Annotated in this window: 20 protein-coding genes; 10 read left to right on the top strand and 10 right to left on the bottom strand. The window is 26.4% G+C overall.

The window, feature by feature from the left end; all coding sequences use genetic code 11:
- Positions 1–17 precede the first annotated feature (17 nt).
- Positions 18–365 (top strand): YqfO family protein, encoded by a 348-nt coding sequence (locus BHYOB78_RS08570; RefSeq protein ID WP_020063855.1) that lies wholly within the window; start codon positions 18–20, stop codon positions 363–365.
- 83 nt (positions 366–448) lie between these two features.
- Here the strand turns inward: BHYOB78_RS08570 and BHYOB78_RS08575 are convergent, their stop codons facing one another.
- The 9 genes from BHYOB78_RS08575 to BHYOB78_RS08615 all read right to left on the bottom strand — a co-directional run bounded on the left by BHYOB78_RS08575 (position 449) and on the right by BHYOB78_RS08615 (position 8,771).
- Complete coding sequence (locus BHYOB78_RS08575) at positions 449–1,669, bottom strand: dicarboxylate/amino acid:cation symporter (protein WP_020063856.1); 1,221 nt, start codon at positions 1,667–1,669, stop codon at positions 449–451.
- A gap of 83 nt (positions 1,670–1,752) precedes the next feature.
- Entirely contained in the window at positions 1,753–2,988 is a 1,236-nt protein-coding gene (locus BHYOB78_RS08580) for a dicarboxylate/amino acid:cation symporter (protein WP_020063857.1), read from the bottom strand.
- A gap of 15 nt (positions 2,989–3,003) precedes the next feature.
- Positions 3,004–4,203, bottom strand: coding sequence for a MalY/PatB family protein (locus BHYOB78_RS08585; RefSeq protein WP_020063858.1), 1,200 nt, complete (start codon positions 4,201–4,203; stop codon positions 3,004–3,006).
- 150 nt (positions 4,204–4,353) lie between these two features.
- Positions 4,354–5,133, bottom strand: a complete 780-nt coding sequence (locus BHYOB78_RS08590; protein ID WP_020063859.1) for a hypothetical protein — start codon at positions 5,131–5,133, stop codon at positions 4,354–4,356.
- Positions 5,134–5,159: 26 nt separating this feature from the next.
- Positions 5,160–5,531, bottom strand: a complete 372-nt coding sequence (gene fliE / locus BHYOB78_RS08595) for a flagellar hook-basal body complex protein FliE (RefSeq protein WP_012670384.1) — start codon at positions 5,529–5,531, stop codon at positions 5,160–5,162.
- A gap of 37 nt (positions 5,532–5,568) precedes the next feature.
- Positions 5,569–6,030: a flagellar basal body rod protein FlgC gene (flgC, locus tag BHYOB78_RS08600; protein ID WP_012670385.1), complete on the bottom strand. Its 462-nt coding sequence runs from the start codon at positions 6,028–6,030 to the stop codon at positions 5,569–5,571.
- A gap of 35 nt (positions 6,031–6,065) precedes the next feature.
- Complete coding sequence (gene flgB / locus BHYOB78_RS08605; RefSeq protein WP_012670386.1) at positions 6,066–6,494, bottom strand: flagellar basal body rod protein FlgB; 429 nt, start codon at positions 6,492–6,494, stop codon at positions 6,066–6,068.
- Between the two features lie 533 nt (positions 6,495–7,027).
- Entirely contained in the window at positions 7,028–8,110 is a 1,083-nt protein-coding gene (locus tag BHYOB78_RS08610) for a tetratricopeptide repeat protein (protein WP_020063860.1), read from the bottom strand.
- Between the two features lies 1 nt (position 8,111).
- Positions 8,112–8,771, bottom strand: a complete 660-nt coding sequence (locus BHYOB78_RS08615) for an HAD family hydrolase (protein ID WP_020063861.1) — start codon at positions 8,769–8,771, stop codon at positions 8,112–8,114.
- A gap of 192 nt (positions 8,772–8,963) precedes the next feature.
- Here BHYOB78_RS08615 and def point away from each other — a divergent pair, with 192 nt between their 5' ends.
- The 4 genes from def to BHYOB78_RS08635 all read left to right on the top strand — a co-directional run bounded on the left by def (position 8,964) and on the right by BHYOB78_RS08635 (position 12,478).
- Positions 8,964–9,527, top strand: a complete 564-nt coding sequence (gene def, locus BHYOB78_RS08620; RefSeq protein ID WP_020063862.1) for a peptide deformylase — start codon at positions 8,964–8,966, stop codon at positions 9,525–9,527.
- 6 nt (positions 9,528–9,533) lie between these two features.
- On the top strand, positions 9,534–10,196 hold the full coding sequence (locus BHYOB78_RS08625) for an HAD family hydrolase (protein ID WP_020063863.1): 663 nt from the start codon (positions 9,534–9,536) through the stop codon (positions 10,194–10,196).
- 98 nt (positions 10,197–10,294) lie between these two features.
- On the top strand, positions 10,295–11,536 hold the full coding sequence (locus BHYOB78_RS08630; protein WP_020063864.1) for a M23 family metallopeptidase: 1,242 nt from the start codon (positions 10,295–10,297) through the stop codon (positions 11,534–11,536).
- Between the two features lie 114 nt (positions 11,537–11,650).
- Positions 11,651–12,478 (top strand): GGDEF domain-containing protein, encoded by an 828-nt coding sequence (locus BHYOB78_RS08635; RefSeq protein WP_020063865.1) that lies wholly within the window; start codon positions 11,651–11,653, stop codon positions 12,476–12,478.
- 147 nt (positions 12,479–12,625) lie between these two features.
- Here BHYOB78_RS08635 and BHYOB78_RS08640 read toward each other — a convergent pair whose 3' ends face one another.
- Positions 12,626–14,221 (bottom strand): potassium/proton antiporter, encoded by a 1,596-nt coding sequence (locus BHYOB78_RS08640; protein WP_020063866.1) that lies wholly within the window; start codon positions 14,219–14,221, stop codon positions 12,626–12,628.
- 215 nt (positions 14,222–14,436) lie between these two features.
- Between BHYOB78_RS08640 and BHYOB78_RS08645 the strand changes: the two genes are divergently transcribed.
- From BHYOB78_RS08645 to BHYOB78_RS08665, 5 genes are all read left to right on the top strand, one after another.
- The gene (locus BHYOB78_RS08645) at positions 14,437–16,389 is read left to right on the top strand and encodes a lysozyme inhibitor LprI family protein (protein WP_020063867.1); all 1,953 of its coding nucleotides are present in this window, start codon (positions 14,437–14,439) and stop codon (positions 16,387–16,389) included.
- Positions 16,390–16,501: 112 nt separating this feature from the next.
- Positions 16,502–17,419 carry an Rpn family recombination-promoting nuclease/putative transposase gene (locus BHYOB78_RS08650; RefSeq protein ID WP_020063868.1) on the top strand — a complete coding sequence of 306 codons (918 nt, stop codon included), beginning with the start codon at positions 16,502–16,504 and terminating at the stop codon, positions 17,417–17,419.
- A gap of 254 nt (positions 17,420–17,673) precedes the next feature.
- Positions 17,674–19,341 (top strand): ankyrin repeat domain-containing protein, encoded by a 1,668-nt coding sequence (locus tag BHYOB78_RS08655; RefSeq protein WP_020063869.1) that lies wholly within the window; start codon positions 17,674–17,676, stop codon positions 19,339–19,341.
- 133 nt (positions 19,342–19,474) lie between these two features.
- Positions 19,475–21,427: a lysozyme inhibitor LprI family protein gene (locus BHYOB78_RS08660; RefSeq protein WP_020063870.1), complete on the top strand. Its 1,953-nt coding sequence runs from the start codon at positions 19,475–19,477 to the stop codon at positions 21,425–21,427.
- 132 nt (positions 21,428–21,559) lie between these two features.
- Positions 21,560–23,491: a lysozyme inhibitor LprI family protein gene (locus BHYOB78_RS08665; protein ID WP_065203240.1), complete on the top strand. Its 1,932-nt coding sequence runs from the start codon at positions 21,560–21,562 to the stop codon at positions 23,489–23,491.
- Positions 23,492–23,602: the final 111 nt, after the last annotated feature.

A 23,602-nucleotide genomic window follows, 5' to 3' on the forward strand; every position in this document is an offset into this window, starting at 1 on the left:
TTTAAGGAAAATCAATTATGAATATAAAAAAAGTAAAAATAGAAATATATATACCTGAAGAATATACTCAAAAACTTAGAGAAGCTTTAAATGATATAGGTGCATTAGGTGTCGGAAATTATGATAATGTAATGTCTGTAACAAAAATCACAGGTTATTGGCGTCCTTTAGAAAATGCTAATCCATTTGACGGAAAAGTTAATGAAATATCGAAAGCTCCTGAAGATAAAGTAGAGTTTTCAACAGATGCTAAAAACATAGAAAATATTATAAAAGTTATGAAAGAAGTTCATCCTTATGAAGAGCCTGTAATAAACATTATTCCGATTTTAAATGATAGATTTGATGTTAATTTGAATTATTAATAAAAAATAAACTAGACTTTTATAAGCTATATATAAAAATCTAGTTTATCATAATTCATTACAAAATTTTTAAAATCAATTTTTTATTCTGCTGCAGGCTTTACCATCCAATTTTTGCCTTTTAATATTCTAGATAAAAGCATTCCAGCTCCTACATCATTTGTAGCATTTATAGTTGTTGCCGGAGCATCTGTTATAGTACCTATAAGCACCATAATAGGAATAGCCTCTGGCGGAAAATTGAAAGCTGATATTATAAATATTTCACCAACATATCCACCGGCTGGTATTGCTCCCATCACTGAAGATGCTAAAACTGATACAATTATAGCCGTTATCATATTCTGAGGCTCAAGAATATTTACATTAAACATAGAACACATAAATGTTATTTTTAATATAGTTATCAATGTAGCCCCTGCTTTATGCAAATTGCATCCCATTGGTATTGTTAAATCATTAATATCATCTGGTATACCTATTTTTTTACCAGCTATTAGATTAGTAGGTATTGTAGCAGCTGAAGAGCATGTTCCAAGCGATACCAATGAAGGCGGTATAATATATTTCCAAAATAATTTTACTCCATTCATACCTGCAGATAAATATGCAAATATTGTATTTGAAGCAAAATAGAATATTGCAGCTGCAATAAAATATATTATCAAAGCTCTAGATAACGGTCCTGATATTGCAGAACCATTTGTACCTACAAGAGAAGCAAAAAATGCTCCCAATCCTATAGGTGCTATGTACATAACATATGAAACAACTTTTGATATTATAGTTGTTAATGATGCAAATAAATTTACAACAGGTTTTCCTGCTTCTCCAGATTTTACAACAGCAATACCTACAATTATAGCAAATACTATTAAAGCCATTAAATTTTGTCTTGACCATAAAAGAGGAAAATCATTTACAGTAAACATACCAAGTATATTTGAATTACTTGTAATATTACTTATTGTTTCATTCATAGCTATATCTACACCCTCAGCAGGATTAAAAATTATAGTTATAACAAGCATATAAATAGCTGCTAAGGTTTCTGTAACTATAAAAATTAAAATCATAATAAATAAAACTTTTCCTATCTTACTTGTATTTTCCATATTTGCTATCGAATATACAAGAGAAACAAATATCATAGGAACTACACAGCAATAAAGTAAATTCAAAAATATATCAGCAATAGGCTGCAAAACAACTGCCTTTTCTCCAAAAACTACTCCGATTATAGAACCTACAATCATTCCAAAAATTAATATAAACGAAAACTTATAATTTTTTAAAATATTCATATTCTTTTTCTGAATCAACAAATTTATTAAATACAATATACGATTTTTTATATGAATTATAAAAAATCGTATATTGTATAATTTTAATTATTACTTACAATTCTATTTTTAAACCAATCTTTTCCTTCTACTATTCTAGAAACCAACATTCCTGCAACATTATCACCAACAGAGTTTACCATAGTAGCAGGAGGATCAACAAGTATACCTATAGTAGCTATTAGAGGGAATGCCTCTGGAGGGAATCCATATATAGAAACTATAAGCATTTCACTAATAAGTCCGCCGCCAGGTATAGCACCATTAGCCATTCCAGCAAGAGTAACAAATATTATAGAACCTATCCAAACATCAATACCTGTAAAGTTCATACCAAATACACCATAAAGGAAAGCTATTTTTAATATACCGCTTAAACAAGTACCATCCATATGAGCTGTTGCTCCTATTGGTAAAACAATATTTCTTACATCTTCGCTAACACCTATTTTTTCAGATGCTTCTAAGTTTATAGGCAATGTTGCTATAGAACTCTGAGTTGATAAAGATGTAATCATAGGAGTTATTAAATACTTCATAGATTTTACACCATATTTTCCGGCAGCAATATAACCGTATATAGGGAAGAAAATAAAGAAATATAAGAATGCAGCAGGATAATAAACTGCACAAGCTCTTGCATAAGTACCTATCAATTCAGGTCCGAACTTTCCTACCAAATTGGCAAAATAAGCACCTAAACCTATAGGAGCATAATACATTATAATACTAACCAATTTCATTAAGGCTAATGTTGCAGCTTCAATGACTGGAATTATAGGTTTAGCTTTCTCTCCAACCAACTTTATAGAAAAACCAAAGAATAAAGAAAATACTATAAGAGGAAGCATATTACTTATAGAAAGCAAATCTTTAAAATCTGTAACTGTTACCATTTTTACCAATTGCTCTGATATTTTAGGAGGATTAGGATCTTCCACTTGTGTAACAGGCATAGTAAAACCTTCTGCAGGATTAAATACTCTTACTGTTATTATCATAACAGCAGCTGCAATAAGTCCTGTAATAATAAATACAATAAACATTGAAGCTACTATTTTACCTAATCTTTTCATATTATCCATTTGAATAATAGAATTGGTAATAGACAAAAATATTAAAGGAACAACTACAGTAAAAAGAACATTAATAAATATATCACCAAAAGGCTTTAAAACTGCAGCTTTCTCTTTAAGTATTATACCTAATATACTTCCAACAATTACTCCAGAAACTAAGAGTATAGGAAACCTATAATTTTTCCAAAAAGAACTTTTCATATTTCCTCCTTTTTATTATTTATAATTTTTATTTTTTAATTGTGAACTTACTTTATTTACAAATTCTTCTATATATTTAAAATCTGTAGCAAGATTTACTCTTATAAAGCCTTTGCAATTATCAGAGAACCATTCTCCAAAGTCTATAGCTATTTTACAATCATCCTGTATAAACTCTTTAACTCTATCAGGATTAACAACTTTTCTTAAATCCATAAAAGCCAAATATGTTCCTTCTAAAGGAGTTGTTATTATATCAGGAACTTTTGCTTTCAATTCATCTCTCATATATTCATAATTGCGTTTTAATGTTTTTAATAATCCATCAAGCCAATCTGATCCGTATTTATATGCTGCCTCTGTAGCAACCATACCTAAAAGACTTAATTCTGTTCTATTAACTGTATTAACATATTTGTTATATATATCTCTCATTTTTTCATCTGGTATAACAATATGAGAATTTAAAAGACATGCTAAATTGAATGTTTTTGAAGCAGAAGTTAAAACAATCAATTTATCAATATATTTATCTTTATTTTTTATAGAAAGTGCTGAAATGAAAGGTCTTACACCTAAATTTATATCCTGGTGAATTTCATCAGAAATAATATATACATTATGCTTTTTACATATATCGAAAGTTTTATCTATTTCCTCATCAGTCCATACTCTTCCGGCAGGATTATGAGGATTACAAAATATCATCAATTTAACATTATTTTTTACTATATCATCTTCTAATTTATTAAAATCTATGCTAAATACTCCATTATCATTTTTAAGTTCGCATTTTACTAATTTTCTTTCATTGTCCTTAACAGCATTATGAAAAGGATAATAAACAGGAGTAAGTATAACAACGCTATCTCCTTTATTAGTGAAAGCATTAACAAGCCAATACAAAGCTGTAACAACACCAGTAGAAAAAGATATCCATTCTTCTTTCAAATCAATATTATATCTGCTTTTCTGCCAATTGAAAAATGCTTCAAAATAACTATCCCATAAAACTGTATAACCAAAAACTCCATGAGCTACTCTTTTATTCAAAGCATCAAGAACTTCATCAGGAGCTTTAAACTCCATATCAGCAACCCACATAGGTAAAAGTCCATCAACTTTAAATCTCCTATCTTTTAAAGTTTCCCATTTTTGAGAGTTGGTTCCTTCTCTAGTTACCAAATATTTGCTGTTAAATTCTTCTACGGTCATAAAATAATCCTTTATAATATAATTATGGTATATATATTAGTATATATATTTATTAAGAGATATCAATAAAATTAGTATTTTATATTAATTTATTTTATAAAGAATAAAAAATATATGAAAGTTTTTATATTTTAAATTGAATAATATAATCTATATAGAAAATATATCTTTTATAATATAAACAAAATCATTCTTTGGAAACTTATTCATATTTATTACATTTTCTATTGCATCAGCGAAATACAATTTATTTTGACTAGGTAAATATGATATGCTGAATATTTGTGCATTGCTGTTTAATAATTTTTCTTTTGTATATCCATATTCAGACATTTCGATCATTCGGCTTGGTATATTATCACCATAGAAAAGAAAAACGGCATGATTATATAATTTAGCTTTTACTATTTTGTCTTTATCGTTATCATCTTTTTTGAAAAGTTTTTGATTATCATCTACATATAAATCAAATATTTCATTAAGTTCATTTCTTATATTGTTTAGAACAGCCTCTCCGTCTTTATCAATATCAACTAGAAAAAAATAGTAAGCATGTATTATAATAGATTTTTTATTTTTTATAACATCAGCATTTATAAAAACTCTTGATGAATTAATTGAATACATACTATAACCAAAATATCTTAATCTGTCTATTATATTTTCTTTGCTTACTGTTTTATTTATATTATGCTCTAATATAGAATTATTTTTTATGAATAATAATTTTCTTTTATTAATATTAGAAGCATCAATATATAAAAATACGAGTGTTATTATTTCAAGTATTATTAAAATTATAGTTATATATATTTGATTATTGTTATAGATTGAAAAGAAAATTAAGTTGGCAAACGCTATGGCTATTACACCATAAACGCTTGCCCTTAATAACTCTTTTTTGAAGGAGAACAGCTTATTATTGTTCATTATTACTAATTTATTTGATGAATTTATTATCTATAAGTAGTTACTTCTTGATAAGCTCTTACAGCTCTATCAATTACAGCCTTTGTAAAGCTAAGAGATAATTCTGCTTCAGCAATGGCGTTCATTACATCTGATACATCAACCTGATCCGGTCTAATACCAGCTTGAACTATTATATTATCTCTGTCAACCTGCTTCTGATTTACAGCATCAATAGCATCGCTTAACATTGTACCGAAATTGCTTATTAAATCATTGCTTGAACTTCTTCTTAACTGCTGAGCAGGTCCATAATGTCTAGGGTCAGTAGTTTTTAGTACGAATCCGTAATTATCTCCTACATTACCTGTTCTTGTATTGTTCATACTATAAGCATTCATTACATTATTAATATTCATAAAAATATCCTTAAAATATTATTGCTGTCGTAAAAAATTAATATCTTATTATATTCAAAGCACTTCCAAACATAGTTTTAGCTGACTGAATCATAGTAGAGTTTGCCTCATAAGCTCTTGAAGCTTCCATCATATCAACCATTTCTGTAACAGGGTTAACGTTTGGCATTTCTACATAACCAGCTTTTTCACCATATTTGATAGCATCAGGGTGAGAAGGATCATATACGAATCTAGTTGCAGTTTCCATATCCTTTTCTATGCTGAATACTCTTACTCCTGTACCAACATTAGGCTGTAAAGCATCTGGTAAAAATGGGCTTCTGTATTTATTGCCGTCATCTCTAGGCTTGAATATTACTCTGCTTCTTCTAAAAGCTCCGCCCTCTGTAGTTCTTGTTGTATTAACATTTGCTATATTATCAGCTATAACATCTAATCTAGTTCTTTGAGCAGTTAAACCGCTTCCTGATGTATTTATAATTGAAAATATTCCCATTTCTGTTACTCCTTTAAGAATTTAAATAATACTAATCAAGCATTACCTATCATTCTTCTGATTTCTCTATATTGAGCATTAACTATTTGTGTAAACATTTGATATCTTAAAGTGTTTTTAGCTTCTTCAGCCATTTCTTTATCTATATCAACATTGTTTTTATCATTTCTATAGCTAGTATCATAATCTACTGTAATAGTAGGTGAAACTTGTTTATAATCCATAGGCATATGAAAAGGAAAATGTCTTGAATCAGTTCTTTTAGCTTCCATACCATTATAATTTTCACTATCTAAAGCTCTAGCAAGCTGATATTCAAAAGTTACATCGCTTCTTTTGAAATTAGGTGTAGATACATTTGCTATATTATCGGCTATAACCTCAGCTCTAAGTCCATAAACATTTAAAAGCTTCTTGGCTACTGTCATAGTTTTAGCATAGGTTGTATCAGCAAACATACTCATAGTTATAACCTCTAAATTATAAAATTATACTTATGAATATTGTCGGTTTAATGAAAAAGTGCTTTAATATTTTTTTAGGATTATATTATGTAAATTATATAGGTATATACCTAAACAACTATATTTTGCCAATTTTAATTTTATTGTTTGTGGTGGCTTTACCCACCACTCTGCGTACTTCGTAACATCCACACTTCTTTTGCCGACACTGTGCGTGCCTTCGGCAGGCGAGAAGCTTATATCATCGATAAACTCGGATACGCTTCGCGAAAGGCTACATTTGGATTTAATTTAATAAAATATCTTACATGTAATACAATTTTAATATAATTTACTACTAATTTTATACTTGCACTTTCGCGAAGCGTGCCTGCGGCAGCAACTTTGACGAAGTCCACCTGCGGTGTGCGGCGGGAAAAAGTTGAATAAAAAAATTGACAAACTTAAAAATTTCAGTATATATTAATTTAACAATCAATATCGTAAAATACTATTTTATAAAATGTATTATAATTAGATTAAATTTTATATTTTTATTTGAAATACAAACTATTCATAACTTCTTTAGCGAATGATATTAAATTACTGCTTACTATAACAGTTGATGATATTGTAAGTATGATAGATTCTTCACCCTTACCCACTACAGTTATGGCATTAAAGAAATCATTTTTATTTATCTTTGAAATGAATATATACTCTGCAAATAGATCATTATATTTTTCTCTTTGTCTTATGGATATAGGTGTAATTATAGAGTAAAGCTCCCCTCTTCTGCTTCTAAATCCGTCAAAAAGCTCTTTTATAGCAGCTTCATCATATTTTTTATCGCTATAGCTGATGATTATTGATATTCTCTTATCAGGACTTTCTATTTTTAATAAAGATCCTTCTATAGAGGCATCGAAATTTTCCGGAACTAATAAATTAAATCTGTCAGGATTAGCCTGTATTGCTGTTAATCTTCCTGTATCAAATTTTGAATTATCTATTAAATATTTTATATTATTTATTCTGTTTATTATGTTTGAATCATTTTTATTTATAGTTAATGCTCTGTCTAAAATATTTAAAGCATCATCATATTTATATAATGCCCTATAAGCTACAGACATATTAATCATAGATAAAACATCTTCATTATCTATAGATATTGCTTTTTTATATTTTTCTATAGCCTCATTATGTTTTCCTTCTATAGAAAGAAGAATTCCATACTGTCCGTAAACACTAGAATCAGCATTTCCGAAAGATATTAGCTTTTCTATTACATTCTTTGCTTCTTCATATTCATAAGTGCTTATAAGTGCCTCTATCTTATTTTCAAGTAAATCCTTATCATCTTTTATAAAATTAAGAGCATTATCAATCAATTCTATTACTGATTTGAAATCATTTTCTTCATAATATATATCTATTAAAACTAAATATCCATATTTATATTGATTATCTTTTTTTATAAGTTCTAAAGCTAATTTTTTGGCATAAGAAATATTATTTATATCTATAAGTTTGTTAATTTTTTCTGCAATAATATCATTATTTTCTTTTATTATATCTTTAATATCTTCATCTATTGCTGCATTATCATAGATATTATTAATATTTTCAGTCATATTATCTCCAATTAACTATAGTAAAACCTTTATCTTTATTTTTTAAAGCATGCTCTTTTAATCTATTATCAGGATTAACGCATACTTTAGTGTCGGCAAAATCAAAAAGAGGTAAATCACTTATAGAATCACTATAAGCTATATTTTTATCGCTATGATGAGGAAAAAAATGTTCAGTAAATAATCTGTATCTTTTAGCCTTGCCATAACAATTCTTTCCATACATATATCCTGTGTATTTTCCTCTGAAAGTCCATAATTCAGTGCCCATACATCTGTCAAAACCTAAATTCTCTGCTATATATTTTGCATAAATCTCAAAACTAGCAGTTACTAAAATCAATGTATAGCCTTGATTTTTTAATTTCTTTATTTCATCTAAGGCATCTTTATAATATAATTTAGGAACAATTTCATCAGCAAATTCTTTACCTATTTTATCACCGAATTCTATATCTATATTTTTGAATATATGCGCTATTTGGTATTTTATGCTTTGATTATCTATTATTTTTAAACAAAACAATAAAAAATAAGGTATCAAGGCTATATAATGCATTATACTTGAAGGATTCTTTTTTAAATAGAACATCATAAATGGAAATATGGAATCTTTATTTAATATAGTTTTATCCAAATCGAAATATGCAACTCTCATCATAAAATGTATTCTACTACAAAAAAATCATTTGTCAAAGGAATTTTAAGATTTTAACTTATAATTAACAAAAAAATTATGTAAACTAAAAAATCGCTTGACTATAAATAAAAAATTTAATATTATATATTAGATTTAATATTAATTAATAATAATTGTAAATAACTTTTATAGATATATAATTTAGGAGATAATATGCTAAGAGAATTAGTTATATACGGAGATGAAAGATTACAGAAAGTATCTGAAAAGATAGAAAAGATAGATGATGAAATACTTACTTTAATAGATGATATGTTTGAAACTATGTATAAAGAGAGAGGAGTAGGACTTGCTGCTGTTCAGATAGGAGTATTAAAGAGACTCGTAGTTATATCTGTTCCTGATTTTGATGATGAAGAAAAACCTGATTTCAAATTAGCCTTAATAAATCCAGAGATAATATGGCATAATGATGAAACTGAAAGTTTAGAAGAAGGATGTCTTTCTTTCCCTGAAATAAGAGATGATGTTGCCAGATATACTCAAATTAAAGTAAAATATTTAGACAGAGACGGTAATGAACAGATACTTGAAGCTGAAAATTATATAGCTAAAGTGCTTCAGCATGAAATAGATCATACAAATGGAATATCTTTTATAGACAGATTGGAATCATATCAGAAAAGAAGATTAAAAAGAGAATTGAAAGAACTTAGAAACAATACCGTTAGAGGCATAAAAAAAGTTAATAACAGAGAAATGTTAAAAAATAGCTGATTAATTATGATAAAAAATATAATATTCGATTTAGACGGAACTTTAGCTGATTCTATATCAGACATATATAATTGTGTAAATACTTCATTAAAACATTTCAATTTACAAGCTATATCCATTGAAGATACTCATAAATTCGTTGGAAATGGAGCAAAACTTCTTATAAAAAAAGCTGTTAATAAATATAGTAATAATGAAGAAATTGAAGAAGAAGTATATAAATTCTATATAAAATACTATGAAGAACATTGTGTAGACAACACTAAAGCTTATGACGGAGTTTATGAAACTTTAGAACTATTATATAATAACAATATAAATATGTTTGTAATAAGTAATAAACCTAACAAAATGGCTATAAAAACAGTAGAAAAATTAAATATAACAAAATATTTTAAAGCAGTTATAGGAGATGGTGTTTATCCATACAGGAAGCCTGATGTTAATATATGGCATAGCTTAAAAAAAGATTATGGTTTAATAGAAGATGAAACTATTATGGTTGGAGACGGAATACCTGATTATGAATTTGCATGCAATTCAAGTATAAAATGTTTGTTAGTTCTATATGGAATAACTGATAAAAACATTTTGTTAGAATTAAATAACAATTATTATTTAAATTCATTCAATGAGATTGCCGATTATATAACTAAGAAAAAATTTTAATTAAAAAAAATTATATACTTGACAATACTATAAAATATTTGTATATTAGAATAAATTATTTATTAGTAATAAACAAGTATTAATTTAACAGTAACAATATGAAAAATAACAAATTTAAGTACACCAAAATACGTAATAACAATAATATTATCTCTTATATGGAAGATATATTATTCAAAATCAAGTCTAAATTTATAAAATCAAATAATATTCAAAGAATAAGAACAACTTATGTTCATTCTACAAGATATACAGGAAATGATAAAAAAAATAATATATTCTTAACAATAATTAAAAAGTTTTCATTAGCTGTAGTGTCATTATCACTATTTATGATTTTAGCTAATTTTTTAATAATAAATATGCGTCATACTTCCAAAGAAGTGGTTGTAGAAGATAAAATGCTTGCTAATAATGCATATTCTAAAATATTAGATGAAATATCTCCTGAGCAAGTAAGTTATAATACTTCAAGCATATCTGAAGTACCTACAGTAACATCAGCAGTAACTTTAGAAAATGCCACAGATATATTTTATAATTCTATAACTTCTGATAATACTTTAGTAGGAGACGGTACTATAGGTATGAAATATGATGAATATATTATAGAAGAAGGAGATAATCTTACTACAATATCAAGGAAAATAGGTGCTAACTTAGATACTTTGGTTAGTGTTAATAAAATCACTAATGCTAATAGATTAAGACCAGGACAAAAAATTGTAATACCAAATCGTAACGGATTATTATATACAATAAAAAAAGATGAATCTATAGAAGAAATAGCTGAAAGATATGATGTATCATTAAACAGAGTTCTTTCTTTCAATAAAATAAGTGATCCTAATGATATTGAAGTTGGAGATGATATATTCTTACCAGGAGCTAAATATACTTTAGATGAAAGAATAGATAAATTTGGACAGATGTTCAGTATTCCTACAACTATAACTAGAATAAGCAGTGTATTCGGATACAGAGTACACCCTATAACAGGTGTTAGAACTAAACATATGGGGGTTGATATACCTGGAAGACTTAATACTCCTGTATATGCTGCTAGAAAAGGAAAAGTAATATTTGCAGGATACAGCGGCGGTTATGGTAATTTAGTAATAGTTCGTCATGATAAAGGTTATACTACATATTACGGACACCTTAATTCTATAACTACAAGAGCAGGTGCTACTGTAGGTGTTGGTGTAATGATAGGAAGAATGGGAAGCACAGGAAGATCTACAGGAAGCCATTTACATTTTGAAGTTAGAAGAAATGGTGTGGCATTAAATCCTGCTGATTTTATACCTATAAAGAAATTCTTAAGAGGAAGAAGATAATAAATATTTAATAGTTAATAAAATTAAGGGATTCTTATATGAGAGTCCCTTATTTTTATATTTTATAAATATTAGTATTTGAAATAAATTTTTATTTTTGTATAATGTTTTGCTATGAATGATATTATTAAAGTAATAAATATATTAAATGATATACCAGAACCTTTTTCTGTAGATGGAATAATAAAAACTTTTGAAGCAAGCTCTAAAGATTTTATAAAAAGTTTTGCTGTTTATTTTTATAAGGAAGGCAGTGAAGAAGCCAGATTATGGTATACATCTAAAAATAAATTAGTTATTAATGATAAAAAAAATAATAGAGAATATACTTTATTTGCCAGAGGTAATAAATTTGGTTATATAATAGTTAATGCAGATAAAAATAAAGATGAAATGGAAGTACTTATAAATTATCTGTCAATAATATTATATAGTGAAAAGCTCTCATTTTTGGCAAATAGAGACAAACTTACAGGTTTATACAATCGCGGATATATAATAAAATATTTGCAGGAAAAAGAAACTACAAATGAAATATATTCTATAGTAATAGTAGATTTAGATAAATTCAAACATTATAATGATACTTACGGACATAATATAGGAGATCATGTATTAAAATTAATTTCAAAGGTAATGAAAGATTCTTTAAAAAATATAAAATATAAATCTGTATTGGCAAGATATGGAGGAGAAGAATTTATTATAGTAATTGATATTAATAATAAAAATGATCTTTTTAATGCTATGGAAGAAATAAGAAACTCAATAATAGAAACTGATTTATCTACAGAAGAATATTCTCTAAAAGCAACAGCATCTTTAGGAGGTGCTATAAAAGAGGAAAATACAACTTTAAGAACTTTTATAAATAAAGCAGATCAATCATTATATAATGCTAAAGAAACAGGAAGAAATAAATCCGTTATATTAGATTTTTAAATTAATTTTTATTGTAAACTAGAAATAATAGTCACTTTTATTTAGCTTTATTAAATTAAAGCTAAATAAAAGTGGGAGATTATTTATGAAAAATACTATATAATATAACCATTCATAGAAACTATAGTAAAAAATAAATATAAAAAATTAAACATCTCTAAGGAGCACTATATCTTTATATTTAATAGTTGTATTTCCTCTAGGTATAACAGTTCCGCCTTCCCTCTTTATCATAACTATTAAATTATTTTTAGGCAAATTTAAATCTTTTAATTGCTTATCTTTCCAAGGATGACGATTATTAATATGTATCTCTCTAAGACTAATATCATAATATTTAGTTTTTTTAGCATTAAGTATAACAACATCCCCCTGCTCTATTACAGTTTTACCATGAGGAATAATAGTACTATCTCCCCTTTCTACTGTTACTATAATAGATTCTTCAGGAAGTTCTATTTCCATAATAGGTCTTCCCACCCAATGATGTGTAGGAGGTATTTTTACCTGTATAAGCTCCATATCTGAATCATCAACATAGTCGTTGAAAGTTTTAAGTACATCTTCATCAGAGTCTACCAAATCAAGCTTTTTAGCTATTATAGGAAGCAATGTACCCTGAAGCAATACAGATATTATAGCTAGGAAAAATACCACATGAAATATATCATAACTTATAGAATTATTATTAACTATTACAAATATAGCAAATACTATTGAAGCTGCTCCTCTAAGTCCTGCTGCCATAACAAGAATCTGTTTTTTAAATGATATTTTAAATGGTGTTAATATGGCAAATACAGCTATAGGTCTTGCTGCTAATGTTACAAATAATGCCACATAAATAGAAGTTGGTGCTACACTTAATATTCTTGAAGGAAAAGATAAAAGTCCAAGTAAGAAAAACAGAACCATTTGCATAAGCCCAGTGACACCGTCAAAGAAATGAACTAAAGCAACTTTATTTTTAATCTTTGTATTTCCCAAAACTATACCAACTACATAAACAGTTAAATATCCGTTTCCTCCTATAACAGAAGAAAGAGAATATGAAAGCAATGCCACAGCAAGTACAAATATAGTATCAAGTCCATTAATAGGAAATCTGAACCTTTTTAACATATTATAAGCCATAAAAGATACAGCTGCTGCAACTGCCAAAGCAAAAACTATTTGAGAAAAAACCATATAGGCAATAGCTAAAGGAGATGTAAGAGTCTTTCCTATAAGCCCTAAAAATATAACTGTAAGCATATAAGACATGGGGTCATTACTTCCGCTTTCAAGCTCAAGCAATGAAGCAAGTCCGTCTTTAAGGTTTAAACTCCTAGAACGAAGTATTGAGAACACTGAAGCAGCATCAGTTGATCCTACAACAGAACCTATTAAAAAACTTTCAAAAAAATTTAATTTAAGCAAATAATGGCATAATAATCCTGTAATCATAGATGTTATAAAAGTACCTACAAATGAAAGAAGAAATGCCTGCTTTGCTACAGGTTTTGCAGCTTTCCAATTAGTGCCGAATCCTCCGTAAAACATAATGAATATCAATGTTATAGTACATAGTTCTTCAGCAATTTTATAATCATTAAACTCTATTTTTAAAATACCATCTGTACCAAAAACCATTCCCAAAACTAAAAAGAGTAAAAGAGATGGTACACCTACTTTAACCGAAATTTTGCTTACTATTATGCATAGTATAATTATTATAGAAGATAACAATATAGATGAATTCATAAAAACCTATTATTAAAAAATATATTTATATAAAGTATATAAATATATATGGTTTTTAAAAAAATACAAATATTATTTTTTAATTAGTAATAAAAATATAATTGAATATATTATTTCAATTTTATTTACAAAAAACTAATTGATTTACAATTGATTTTTTGTTTGTTATAATTTATCATTCCATAAAAAATAACAATACATATATAGAGTACTATATGAAAAATATTATTTCTATAATTGCAGCATTTATTTTAATGACTGCTGTAATTTCATGCGGAGGCGATAACAGCGGTAACAAAGAAACAAGTCAATCAGAAAAAAATGCTCAAACTAATCAAACATCACAATCTCAAAATATTCAAACTAATACTTCACAAACAAATAATCAAAAAGAATTCTTTGATATGAAATATGTTTATAAAGGCATTAGAGTAGATAAAGCTAAATTTGATGAATATCTTAAAAATGAAAGAGAAAATGATGAATATGCAAAAAGGAATTTTGATTTTCTTAATAGTAAATTTGCAAATGATGATGAAAGAAAAAAATATTCTATAGAGTATATATCAAATGTTAATTATGAACCTTTTGTAATACCATTATATAGCTATGATAGATATAATGAAGACTTGACAGAATATTATGTATCTGAATATTTATATGTTGATCAAAATTTAGCATTAAAAAAAGCAAGAGAGGAATTATTAAAATTAAATAAAAAAGATGCTGATGTTTATTTAGCTTTGTTCTTATCACATTTTGCTATAGATTCGCTTTACTATTTTGAAGAAGAAAAAAAGTATTTAACAGAATGGAAAAAGGCAGGCGGAACTAATATAGCTATGATAATAACAAGTTATGATGATGATAATGCTTACAGCAATAAAATGAAATTAGTTGATTATATAATAGAAGCCCCTAGTTCTTTAAGGGCAGAGAAATTAGTTATTGATGCCTATAATAATGGTTTTTATAAATATATTGTAAAAAATGAAGGCTATATAGATGTATTTAATGAAAATAATTATTCTTTAACTTCAATTGTATATGATGGTACAGCAAATATAGCTTCATTAATGATAGTACCAGAAATAGTTAATACAAATATAATAAACAAATATATAAGAACTTATATAAAAAATAGGTTAACAGATGATAATATAAATGAGTATTTAGCATATTATGATCTTGATACCTATGATGCCTATAATGGATGGAACGATCTTAATTTACTTGAGTTTAAGAAAAATACATTTTTAATTGAAAGCACTATGAACGGACCAGTAAATATACATTATTATAATCCTGAGTTCATAAAAGATAATTTATATGCTTCATTTGAAGAGATAAAAAATTATAATTTCAGACTTGGCAATATAAATAATATAGAATCTGCCAAAATTAATTTAATTTCTACAAATGATTTGAAAGATTATACCAAAGACTCTAAATTTATAAGTTTTGGTAAATTTAATGAAGAAGAATATTCAGATTATGTAAGAGAAGCAATGTATTCGCGTTGGTCTTTGTATTCTCCATCTTTCTTCTTATGTGATATCAATAATGACGGAAAAGAAGAATTAATGGTTTCAAGCGAGTATCACTATACAGGAGGAAGAGGCGGTGTAGTACATTATACTTTACTTTTGAAAGATAATTTGGAAGTAGATTTTGATTCAGAAATGGGAAAGCTCATCAATAATAATGATTTTCAAAATTTAGAATGTATTCAAAAAATATATACTGAATACGGTAAAAATAAAATGTTTTTATTAAATGAAACTGCTAATGAGGCTTTGGATATATTCGTTGATAATAATGAAATAAAGAATGCTGAACATTTTAATTATATTACATATAGTTATCATCCTAAATTGGAATGGAAAGGAAGTATACTTGATGGAGTACCTGAAGGAGCTTTAAAAACTGATGCAAGTTTTGATATGTCTAAAGCAGAAAATGCATCAGATAAAGCAATAGTGTCAGACAGAACTTTGAGAATGGCTGATAAACTTATAAGCGATACATATTTTGCTAAAAAAGCTACTTTGGATAAACAAGGTCAGGAAGAATTATTGGAGCAAAGAAGATCAGAAATAAAAGCTATTCAGGAAGCAAAAGGAGATATTAAAGCAATAGAAGCTGATATGCTTAAAAATATACAATAATTTTAATAGTTTTAATAAAAGGCAAGCATTATATGTATGCACTTTTTTTATTGTAAAAATATCCAAATTTAATAAACTTTACTTTTATAATTATTTTTTGTATAATAATATTATGAAAGATTTAGATAAATTAAAACAAATATTAAATGAACCTGTTACAATCGAAAATTTAAATAGAATTAATGATTATTTTGTACGCTATTTATTTTCACATACGGGTAATGAAAATATAGCTTTAAATTTTATTAATGCTGTATTTAAAGATTTAAATTTTGAAACTTTTCAAAAAATAGAAATACTTAATCCATTTAACATAGCAGAAAATTATGATGAAAAAGAATCTATAGTTGATATAAAAGCTACTACAGAATCAGGAATAACGGTTTTAATAGAAATACAATCCAGAGGCAATGAAGATTTTATAAAAAGAGCTTTATATTATTGGGCTTATAATTATAGTTCTAGTTTAAATAGAGGTTCTTTTTATGATGAATTAAAGCCAACTGTAAGTATAAATATTACAAACTTTATACTAACAGATGAAGATAAAGTACATAGCTGCTATATATTAAAAGAATTAAATAATAATAAAATCTTAACAGATCATTGTCAGTTACATTTTGTAGAATTACCTAAATCCAATTTAAAAAATATTTCTGAAATAGAAAGTTTAGATAATACACATAAAGAATTCATTTCTTGGGTTAAGTTTTTTAAGGGGGAAGATATGTCTATTTTAATGAAAGAAAATACTATATTTGAAGAAGTAGAAAGGAAATGCCGTACTTTTGTTAATGATAGTCCTGTAATGGATAAATATAAAAAACGAGAAGTAGATACATATTTCTTGAATAAGAGTATGGAGTTAGATATAAGGAAGGCTAAAGAAGAAGGTATTAAAGAAGGTATTAAAGAAGGTATTAAAGAAAATCAAATATCTATGGCAAAAAATATGAAGAAAGACAAAGTAGATTTTAATATTATTTCTAAATATACAGGATTGAGTATAGAAGAAATAAAAAAATTATGAGCATATAACAAATTCACAGAAGTCGGACAGAGTCATTTGTTATATATTTTACCGAAGGTACATATAGTGAGCAAATAATTTTTGATGAATAGATTAAAGAAATAGAAAAATTATAATAAATATAAAAGTTATAATAAAAAAGTGCATGCATTATATACGTATGCACTTTTTTTATTGCGAAAATATTTTATAATTGAAATTTTAATTATTTTAATTTATTATAAAAAATAACAATACATGCAGAGGGTAAAAACATGAAAAATATTATTTCCATTATCTCTATTTTTGTTTTAATGGTTTCAATAATTTCCTGCGGAGGCGGAAACAAAGAGACAGAACAAACAGAAAATACTCAAACTAATCAAACAGAAACTAATAAAGTATATGTCAATCCAACAAGTACAAATGAAAATCATAATACAGATATTGATATTAACTTTGATACAACTAAATATACCAATGAATATATTCAAGGTACAGAAATGGATCCTATGCCTACAGGATATAAAAAAATAGATGAAATACTCAATGAACATAAATATAAAGCACCAATATACGAAATATCAGAATTATTAGCAGAGGAAGGACTAGAAGGAAAAATTACTGAAATGACAAATTTTGGTGATAAATATATATTTAAAGATTCTACTCCTTTGTTTTTAGCAGTACAATTCGGATATAATGATTTAGCAAAAGAGCTTATAAAAGAAGGTGCTGATGTTAATGCCAGAGTAGATAATATGGAAACAGAAGGCGGTATTGATATGCTTTACTATGCTGTTATAAATAATAATCCTGAAATGACTAAAATCTTAATTGATAAAGGACTTGATAAAAACAGAGATTATGGTTATGAATATTCTACTTATTTGACAGATATTGCTATTGGCAACAACAATCTTGATATACTTAAACTTCTTGTAAAAAGAGGAGATTCAAAAGAAACTTTAATTCCAAAAGCAGTACAAGAAAATAATATAGAAATGGTTAAATATTTATTATCTATAGGACAAGATATAGATGCACAAAGATTTTTTGACGGTTTTTGGGTTGATTCTCCTTTGAAAGTAGCAGCTGAAAACGGATATATAGAAATGGCTAAATTTTTAATTGATGAAGGAGCAAATTTAAACTCAGCTGATGATTATATGCTTTATGCATATAATAATTATGATATAACTAAATTATTAGTAGATAATGATGTTTTTAATCTTAATACTAATACAACTAGAGAAGAAGCTATAAAATTAGTAAAAGACGGCAAATATTATGAAATAGAAAAATTATTATTAAGTGAAGATTCAAATAATATAGACGGATATGATGAATTAATGAATGCTATATCTAAAGGTGATATGAAAGCATTAGAAAAACTTGTAAAAGATGATACTGATTTGAATAAACAATATGATAAGATTACGCCTCTTGGTTTAGCTGCTGCTAGAAATGATAAAGAGATGGTTAAATTCCTAGTAGAGAAAGGTGCTGATATAAATTTAGAAGACGGATACGGATATACTCCTTTAATAATAGCAATGAAGTATCGTAATATTGGTTTAGCTAAAGATATTATTGATTTGAAGCCGGATTTAAATGCTATATGTTCAGCAACAGGAGATACTCCTTTAACATATTTAGTAGATAAAGTGAAATTTGGATCAGATATTTGTTATTATTTGATAAAAAATGGTGCTGATGTAAATAAAAAAAATAATAACGGAGATACTCCATTAATAGTTTCCGTACAAAATTTTATTTTAAGTTATGGTATGTTAGGAGTTCTTATAAATATGGGTGCTGATTATAACATTAAAAACAAAGAAGGAAAAACAGCTATGGATATTGTTATAGAAAAAGATGACAAAGCAACACTTCATCATTTAAATAATCCTGATGATTTAGAATACTATCTTACTATATAAAAAATAATAAAATAAAAAAGTGCATGCATTATATATGTATGCACTTTTTTTATTGTTAAAAATATTTTTTAATTGAAATTTTAATTATTCTAATCTATAATGCGAAAACGACAATACATACAGAGGGTACTATATGAAAAATGTTATTTCTATAATTGCAGCATTTATTTTAATTACTGCTGTAATTTCATGCGGAGGCGGAAACAAAGAAACGGATCAAACATCACAAAACAACAATACACAATCTCAAAATATTCAAACTAATACTTCACAAACAAATAATCAAAAAGAATTCTTTGATATGAAATATGTTTATAAAGGTATTAGAGCAGATAAAGCTAAATTTGATGAAAAGCTTAAAAAATTAAGAGAAAATAATGAATATGCAAAAAGGAATTTTGATTTTCTTAATAGGAAATTTTCAAATGATGATGAAAGAAAAAAATATTCTATAGAGTTTATATCAAATGTTAATTATGCTGCATTAGATCTAGAATTCTTAATAAGCTGGGGAAGCTGGGGGATATATAGTGAAGTTGAAGATTATTATGCTGTTGGATATTTATATGTTGATCAAAATTTAGCATTAAAAAAAGCAAGAGAAGAATTATTAAAATTAAATAAAAAAGATGCTGATGTTTATTTAGCTTTATTCTTATCTCATTTTGCTTGCGATTCGCTTTATTATTTTGAAAAAGAGAAAAAATATTTAACAGAATGGAAAAAAGCAGGCGGTACTAATATATCTATGATGATAGCAAAGTATGATGATGATAATGCTTACAGCAATAAAATGAAATTAGTTAATTATATAATAGAAGCTCCTGATTCTTTAAGAGCAGAAAAATTAGTTGCTGATGCTTATAAAGATAATTTCTATAGATACATTGTAAAAGATAATGGATATATAGATTTATTCAATGAAAATAATTATTCTTTAACTTCAATTGAATTGGAAGGTACAGCCCGTTTATCTTCAGTAAAAATAGCAGAAGAAATAGGCAATACAAATATAATAAACAAATATATAAAAACTTATATAAATAATAGATTAGCTAATGATGATATACAAGACTATTTAGAATATTATCAAAATTATTACAATATTAATGCCGTTTATTGTTATGACGGTTGGAATAACCTTAATTTACTTGAGTTTAAAAAGAATACATTTTTAATTGAAAGCACTATGAAAGGATTAGTAAATATGCATTATTATAATCCTGAGTTTATAAAAGATAATTTATATGCTTCATTTAAAGAAATAAAAAATTATAATTTCAGACTTGGAGATATAGATAAAGTAAAATCTGCTGAAATTAATTCAATTTCTACAAATGATTTGAAAGATTATACTAAATACTCCAAATTTATAGATTCAGGCAGCTTTGATATAAAACAATATTCATCTCATGTAGCTAGCAACATGTATTACCCTTTGCATAGCGTATCTTTCTTCTTATGTGATATCAATAATGACGGCAAAGAAGAATTAATGCTTTCAGGAGAATATACGAGTTCTGCAGGAAGAGGCGGTATAGCACATTATACTTTACTTTTAAAAGATAATTTGGAAATAGATTTTGATTCAGAAATAGGACAGTTTATTAATTATCGCAGTTTTCAAGATTTGGGATGTACTCAAAAAATATACACAGAAAATGGTAAAAATAAAATGATTTTATTGGATACTCTTAATAATGAAGCATATGATATATTTATTGATAATAATGAAATAAAGAATGCAGAAGTTTTTGATTATATTACATATAGTTATCAGCCAAAATTGGAATGGAAAGGAAGTATACTTAATGGAGTACCTGAAGGAGCTTTAAAAACTGATGCAAGTTTTGATATGTCTAAAGCAGAGAATGCATCAGACAAAGCAATAGTGTCTGACAGAACTTTGAGAGTAGCTGATAAACTTATAAGCGATGCGTATTTTGCTAAAAGGGCTACTTTAGATAAACAAGGTCAGGAAGAATTATTGGAGCGAAGAAGAGCAGAAATAAAAGCCATTCAGGAAGCAAAAGGAGATATTAAAGCAATAGAAGCTGAAATGCTTAAAATTTTGGGTATACAATAATTTTTAATAGTTTCAATAAAAGTGCTTGCATATTTTTTATATGTATGCACTTTTTTATTAATATTTTATAATTGAAATTTTGATAATTTTAATTTATTATACAAAAATCAAAATACATATGGACGGTTTACTATGAAAAATGTTATTTCTATAATTACAGCATTTATTTTAATGATTGCTATAATTTCATGCGGAGGCGGAAACAAAGAAGCAAATCAAACATCACAAAATACCAACTCTCAAACTTCATCAGACAATCAAACTAAACAAACAGATAATCAAAAAGAATTCTTTGATATGAAATATGTTTATAAAGGTGTTAGAGTAGATAAAGCTAAATTTGACGAAGAGCTTAAAAATTTAAGAGAAAATGATGAATATGCAAAAAGGAATTTTGATTTTCTTAATAAGAAATTTGCAAATGATGATGAAAGAAAAAAATATTCTATAGAGTTTATATCAAATGTTAATTATGATCCATTTAGTGAAACATTCAGCACTTGGGATAAATATAATGAAGATTTGACAGATTATTATGCTGATGAACATTTATATGTTGATCAAAATTTAGCATTAAAAAAGGCAAGAGAAGAATTATTAAAATTAAATAAAAAAGATGCTGATGTTTATTTAGCTTTGTTCTTATCTCATTTTGCTTGCGATTCGCTTTATTATTTTGAAGAAGAAAAAAAGTATTTAACAGAATGGAAAAAAGCAGGCGGTACTAATATATCTATGATGATAGCAAAGTATGATGATGATAATGCTTACAGCAATAAAATGAAATTAGTTGATTATATAATAGAAGCTCCTGATTCTTTAAGAGCAGAAAAATTAGTTGCTGATGCTTATAACAATGGTTTCTCTAGATATATTGCAAAAAATAATGGATATATAGATTTATTTAATGAAAATAATTATTCTTTAAGTTCAATTGAATTGGAAGGTACAGCTAAAGTAGCTTCAGTAAATATAGTACCGGAAATACTTAATACAAATATAATAAATAAATATTTAAAAACTTATGTTACAAATAGACTCAGCGATGATAAATTATATTTTGATGATGCGGAGTATTTTAGAAATTATTATGATCATAATAATGAAGATGCTTATGACGGATGGAATGGACTTAGTTTTCTTCAGTTTAAAAAAAATACATTCTTAATTGAATCAAGAGTAAATATGCATTATTATAATCCTGAGTTTATGAATGATCATATATATGCTTCATTTGAAGAGGTAACAACTTATAATTTCAGACTTGGAGATATAGATGAAGTAGAATCTGCTAAAATTAATTCAATTTCTACAAATGATTTGAAAGATTATACTAAAGGCTCCAAATTTATAAGTTTCGGTAAATTTGATGGAGAAAAATATTTGGAGTATATAGATGAAACAATGGGTTGGCGTATATATTTTCCATCTTTCTTTTTATGCGATATCAATAATGACGGTAAAGAAGAATTAATGCTTTCAGGGGATTATGATTATGGCGGAGGAAGAGGCGGTACAGTGAATTTTACTTTACTTTTGAAAGAGAATTTGGAAGTAGATTTTGATTCAGAAATAGGACAGCTTATTAATAATAAGGATTTTCAGGATTTAAATAGAATTCAAAAAATATATACTGAAGACGGTAAAAATAAAATGTTTTTGTTAAATGAAGCTTCTAGTGAGGCTTTGGATATATTCATTGATAATAATGAAATAAAGAACGCAGATTATTTTAATTATATCACGTATAGTTATCAGCCTAAATTAGAATGGAAAGGAAGTATACTTGACGGAGTACCTGAAGGAGCTTTAAAAACTGATGCCAGCTTTGATATGTCTAAAGCAGAAAATGCATCAGACAAAGCTATAGTATCAGACAGAAGTTTGAGAATGGCTGATAAACTTATAAGCGATGCATATTTTGCTAAAAAGGCTACTTTGGATAAACAAGGTCAGGAAGAATTATTGGAGCAAAGAAGAGCAGAAATAAAAACTATTCAGGAAGCAAAAGGAGATATTAAAACAATAGAAGCTGAGATGCTTAAAATTTTAAACATACAATAATTTTTAATAGTTTTAATAAAAGTGCATGCATATTTTTTATATGTATGCACTTTTTTTATTGTTAAAAATATTTCTAATTGAAATTTTAATTATTCTAATTTATAATGCGAA

This window comes from Brachyspira hyodysenteriae ATCC 27164 (genome assembly GCF_001676785.2).
GTDB classification, from domain to species: Bacteria; Spirochaetota; Brachyspiria; order Brachyspirales; family Brachyspiraceae; genus Brachyspira; species Brachyspira hyodysenteriae.

Excerpts from the sequence above, each read along its gene's own strand:
- BHYOB78_RS08570 (WP_020063855.1), top strand. The coding sequence starts at position 18 with ATGAATATAAAAAAAGTAAAAATAGAAATATATATACCTGAAGAATAT.
- BHYOB78_RS08575 (WP_020063856.1), bottom strand. The coding sequence starts at position 1,669 with ATGAATATTTTAAAAAATTATAAGTTTTCGTTTATATTAATTTTTGGA.
- BHYOB78_RS08580 (WP_020063857.1), bottom strand. The coding sequence starts at position 2,988 with ATGAAAAGTTCTTTTTGGAAAAATTATAGGTTTCCTATACTCTTAGTT.
- BHYOB78_RS08585 (WP_020063858.1), bottom strand. The coding sequence starts at position 4,203 with ATGACCGTAGAAGAATTTAACAGCAAATATTTGGTAACTAGAGAAGGA.
- BHYOB78_RS08590 (WP_020063859.1), bottom strand. The coding sequence starts at position 5,133 with ATGAACAATAATAAGCTGTTCTCCTTCAAAAAAGAGTTATTAAGGGCA.
- fliE (WP_012670384.1), bottom strand. The coding sequence starts at position 5,531 with ATGAATATTAATAATGTAATGAATGCTTATAGTATGAACAATACAAGA.
- flgC (WP_012670385.1), bottom strand. The coding sequence starts at position 6,030 with ATGGGAATATTTTCAATTATAAATACATCAGGAAGCGGTTTAACTGCT.
- flgB (WP_012670386.1), bottom strand. The coding sequence starts at position 6,494 with ATGAGTATGTTTGCTGATACAACCTATGCTAAAACTATGACAGTAGCC.
- BHYOB78_RS08610 (WP_020063860.1), bottom strand. The coding sequence starts at position 8,110 with ATGACTGAAAATATTAATAATATCTATGATAATGCAGCAATAGATGAA.
- BHYOB78_RS08615 (WP_020063861.1), bottom strand. The coding sequence starts at position 8,771 with ATGATGAGAGTTGCATATTTCGATTTGGATAAAACTATATTAAATAAA.
- def (WP_020063862.1), top strand. The coding sequence starts at position 8,964 with ATGCTAAGAGAATTAGTTATATACGGAGATGAAAGATTACAGAAAGTA.
- BHYOB78_RS08625 (WP_020063863.1), top strand. The coding sequence starts at position 9,534 with ATGATAAAAAATATAATATTCGATTTAGACGGAACTTTAGCTGATTCT.
- BHYOB78_RS08630 (WP_020063864.1), top strand. The coding sequence starts at position 10,295 with ATGAAAAATAACAAATTTAAGTACACCAAAATACGTAATAACAATAAT.
- BHYOB78_RS08635 (WP_020063865.1), top strand. The coding sequence starts at position 11,651 with ATGAATGATATTATTAAAGTAATAAATATATTAAATGATATACCAGAA.
- BHYOB78_RS08640 (WP_020063866.1), bottom strand. The coding sequence starts at position 14,221 with ATGAATTCATCTATATTGTTATCTTCTATAATAATTATACTATGCATA.
- BHYOB78_RS08645 (WP_020063867.1), top strand. The coding sequence starts at position 14,437 with ATGAAAAATATTATTTCTATAATTGCAGCATTTATTTTAATGACTGCT.
- BHYOB78_RS08650 (WP_020063868.1), top strand. The coding sequence starts at position 16,502 with ATGAAAGATTTAGATAAATTAAAACAAATATTAAATGAACCTGTTACA.
- BHYOB78_RS08655 (WP_020063869.1), top strand. The coding sequence starts at position 17,674 with ATGAAAAATATTATTTCCATTATCTCTATTTTTGTTTTAATGGTTTCA.
- BHYOB78_RS08660 (WP_020063870.1), top strand. The coding sequence starts at position 19,475 with ATGAAAAATGTTATTTCTATAATTGCAGCATTTATTTTAATTACTGCT.
- BHYOB78_RS08665 (WP_065203240.1), top strand. The coding sequence starts at position 21,560 with ATGAAAAATGTTATTTCTATAATTACAGCATTTATTTTAATGATTGCT.